Annotated in this window: 1 protein-coding gene and 1 pseudogene; both read right to left on the reverse strand. The window is 64.2% G+C overall.

Going from position 1 to position 3,190, the window contains the following annotated elements; all coding sequences use genetic code 11:
* Window positions 1–503, reverse strand: a pseudogene (locus V6M51_RS19455) (hypothetical protein); the annotation flags it as partial.
* Window positions 504–551: 48 nt separating this feature from the next.
* A partial coding sequence (locus V6M51_RS19460) for a family 43 glycosylhydrolase (RefSeq protein ID WP_332769845.1) occupies window positions 552–3,190 on the reverse strand: 2,639 nt, incomplete at its 5' end.

Genomic DNA, 3,190 nt, shown 5'->3' on the forward strand with positions numbered 1-3,190 from the left:
GATTGGTTGCCGGCAGTGAGGCGATATACGTCGGCGATCATATGCCGATCCGAGGAATCGGCGCATTCTTCGAACAGCTTGGGGGGCGCGCTGGCCACAGCCTCCTTCGCGGGCGGGGGCGGGGGCGCGGGCGGGGCCGCGGCAGGGGCCGGGGCAGGGGCAGGGGCCGGGGCCGGGGCCCGGACGGCGTCGGGCACGACGTCGAGCACTGGCAGCGGGGGCAGGGCGAGCGGGGGCGGCAGGGCGATGGTGGGAGGGGCGATATTCTCGGGCGGAGGTTCGGGAATCTTTTTTTCCGGTACTTTCTCCTGGAACAGGACCACGTCTACGCTGCGCGCCGGTGGTGGCTCGGGAACGCGCGCGCGCGACAGCAGAATGGCGGCCAGCAAGGCCAGATGGATGAGCAACACGAAAACCAGCGCGTAGCGCCGGTTCTCGCGCCGCCACGACGTCTGCCCTTCAGTTGCGGGCGGGGGCAAACTGGATTCCGGTGTTGAACGCATACGTTTCCAAATACAATGTCAATTGATGAAAGTTTGGTGCCTTTGCGGTCAGCGGGCGCCGCCGCTTTGCCCGATCCGGTAGTAGTCAAAGTCCACACGGCCGCCGGCGGACTTGGTCGAATAAAAGAAGAGGGCGTAGCGGTAACCCATGAAGTGCGGGAAGGTGTAGGCAAGGCGCGAGGGACGACCGATGGGGGTCCAGGATTTGCCGTCGAGGCTGTAGGAGAAGCGGGCGACTTCAGGCGCCCCTGGTATGCCGTAGATCTTTGCGCCACCCTCGTCGAGGCCGAAGCGGGCGTCTTCAGGCGCAGACTGAAATTCGGCTTCGACCTTGAGGTGAACGGTCTTGCCGGAGAGGGGAATGGAGGCGATCTCCTCGGGCTGGTCGGAGTCGGCGCTCACCATGACGAGAGATCTGGCGCCGTTGCTCATCTTTACGCCAACAAAACCATACTTTTTCTGAAAAGCGGCCAGGCCGGCCCAGTCGCCGTCTTTCATGCCGCTCACGTCGATGCTGGTGGTGGCGAAACTGTCAGGGCCAAAGGCGCGCTGGGTGAGGGTATTCCTGGCCTCGGGCAGGGTGGAATCGACCCGGCTGGTGACGAAGCTCATGTAGCCCGGGCGCTTGGTGAGCGACCAGTTACGAGGCTCGGGATTGTGATTCCATTGCCAGGCGAGGGGCAGGTCGGGGGCGCCGGGCAGGCGGTCGAATTCGTCGGAGGCGACGATGCCGGAGGCGCCGGAGGCGCCCTGTCCGGCGGCGGGGATGTCGAGCGTCATGGGCACCTCGCCGTCCTGGCCGAGCACGGGCCAGCCGTCCTTCCAGGTCACGGGCACGAGGTAGGGGATGCGACCGACGGCGCCGTTGTCCTTGAAAAGATAGGCATACCATTTGCCTTCCGGGGTGTCGATGAGGCCGCCCTGGGCGATACCGCGGTCATCGAGCGCGATGCGACCCTCGTAGGGGCCGTCGATTGCGTCGGCGCGGTGGACGATGACGGTGCGCGCCCAGCGGGTCTTGGGCGAGGCGATGTTGAGCAGGTAGTAGCGGCCGTTGATCTTGGAAAGCTGCGAGCCCTCGCCACACAGCCCGCCCTGGTTGGCGCCGAAGAGGGCGTTGACGTGTTCGATGATGGCCTTGTTCACGCCGCCGGGCTTGACGCCGGAGAGATCGCGTTTCAGCTCGGTGAGCATGATGCGATTGCACCCCCAAACCATGTACACGCGACCGTCGTCGTCGAAGAACAGGCTGTGGTCATTCATCAAGGGCTCGAAACTCGTCTCTTTCCACGGGCCGCGCTCCGGATCGCGCGTGGTGTAGATGTGGGTGCGCCCGCCGGTGGTGGCGGCGAACGTCGTGGCATGGAACACGCCGTCGTGGTAACGGATGCTGCTGGCCCAGGAGCCGGCGCCGTAGGCATTCTTGCCGTTTTCGAGGCGGAAGGCTTCGTTGTCGGCCAGGGTTTCATAGGCGTAGGAGGCCATGCTCCAGTTGACCAGGTCCGTCGACTTCATGATCGGCAGGCCCGGGCTCATGTGCATCGTCGTGCTGCTCATGTAGTAGGTTTTTCCTACACGGATGAGTGAAATGTCCGGGACGTCGGCCCAGATCAGGGGATTACGGGCAGGATTCGCCAGGGGCGCCGGAAGGGGCTGGGCCCCGGCGGAGGCGTTCTGGGAAAATTGCCAGAAATCAAACTTGTACAGTTCTTCGCCGGCCGCACCGCGGAACACGAAGACGAGATCGTGGACGCCGGCGGCGCCGGAGACCAGCACAGACTGCGGCTTCCATTGGCCGCCGGTTCCCGAGACCGGCAGCGTGCCGATCAACTGGCCGTCGAGCTTGTCCAAACGAATCTCGATCTTCGCCCCGGTGGCCACCTTCGCCTTGGCTGTGCTGGACAGGCTGGCCATGAAGGCGCGCGCGCCGGCCGCGCCGAAATCGACATTGCGCACCTTGATGTGGTCGCCGTCGTGGATGTCGCGCACATTATGTCCGCCGACGCCGATGGTGGGCTCGATCTTGACACCGGAAGACCAGGCGATGGTCTCGGCTTCCACGCGCTTGTAGGGATCGAGGGTGGCGACCGGCGCCGGCCCTTCCTTGGTCGGCTGCACCATTTGGACCGAACCATCCAGGTTGAACTTCAACTCATCGACGGCCACGGAACGTTTGAAACCATCGCCTCCCGGCAGCGCGGCGTTGTGGTAGAAGAGGTAGGTCTTGCCCTTGTAATCGACCACGCCCGGGTGGTTGGTGAAGGCGCTTTGCGGGGTCATGACGACCCCGCCGTAGGTCCACGGGCCTTCGGGTGTGGGGCCGGTGGAGTAGGCGAGATGCTCAGGGATGGGACCCGCGGCAAAAAACAGGTAATTGAGATTCTTGCGCTTGTAGAACCAGGGTCCCTCTTCGTAGGATGTGCCGCGCAGAGCAGGCTTTGGTAGCGTAGTGCCTTGTGTGTCCGGAGGGGTGCGCTCGCCCAAGGCCTTGACGGTCATCGGATGGCCGATGATGCCCTTGTCCCCGACGCTGGTGTCGTAGGAAATCATGTCCTTGTTCAGCTTCACCGACCACAGATTGGGATTGCCCCAGGCGAGATAGGCCTGGCCCTTGTCGTCGATGGTGACGGTCGGATCGATGCTGTCGTACAGGCCGCCGGCGTGGCCGGCGATCAGCGGCTTTTTGA

Origin of the sequence: Phenylobacterium sp. (genome assembly GCF_036677185.1) — a bacterium.
Lineage (GTDB): Bacteria > Pseudomonadota > Alphaproteobacteria > Caulobacterales > Caulobacteraceae > Phenylobacterium.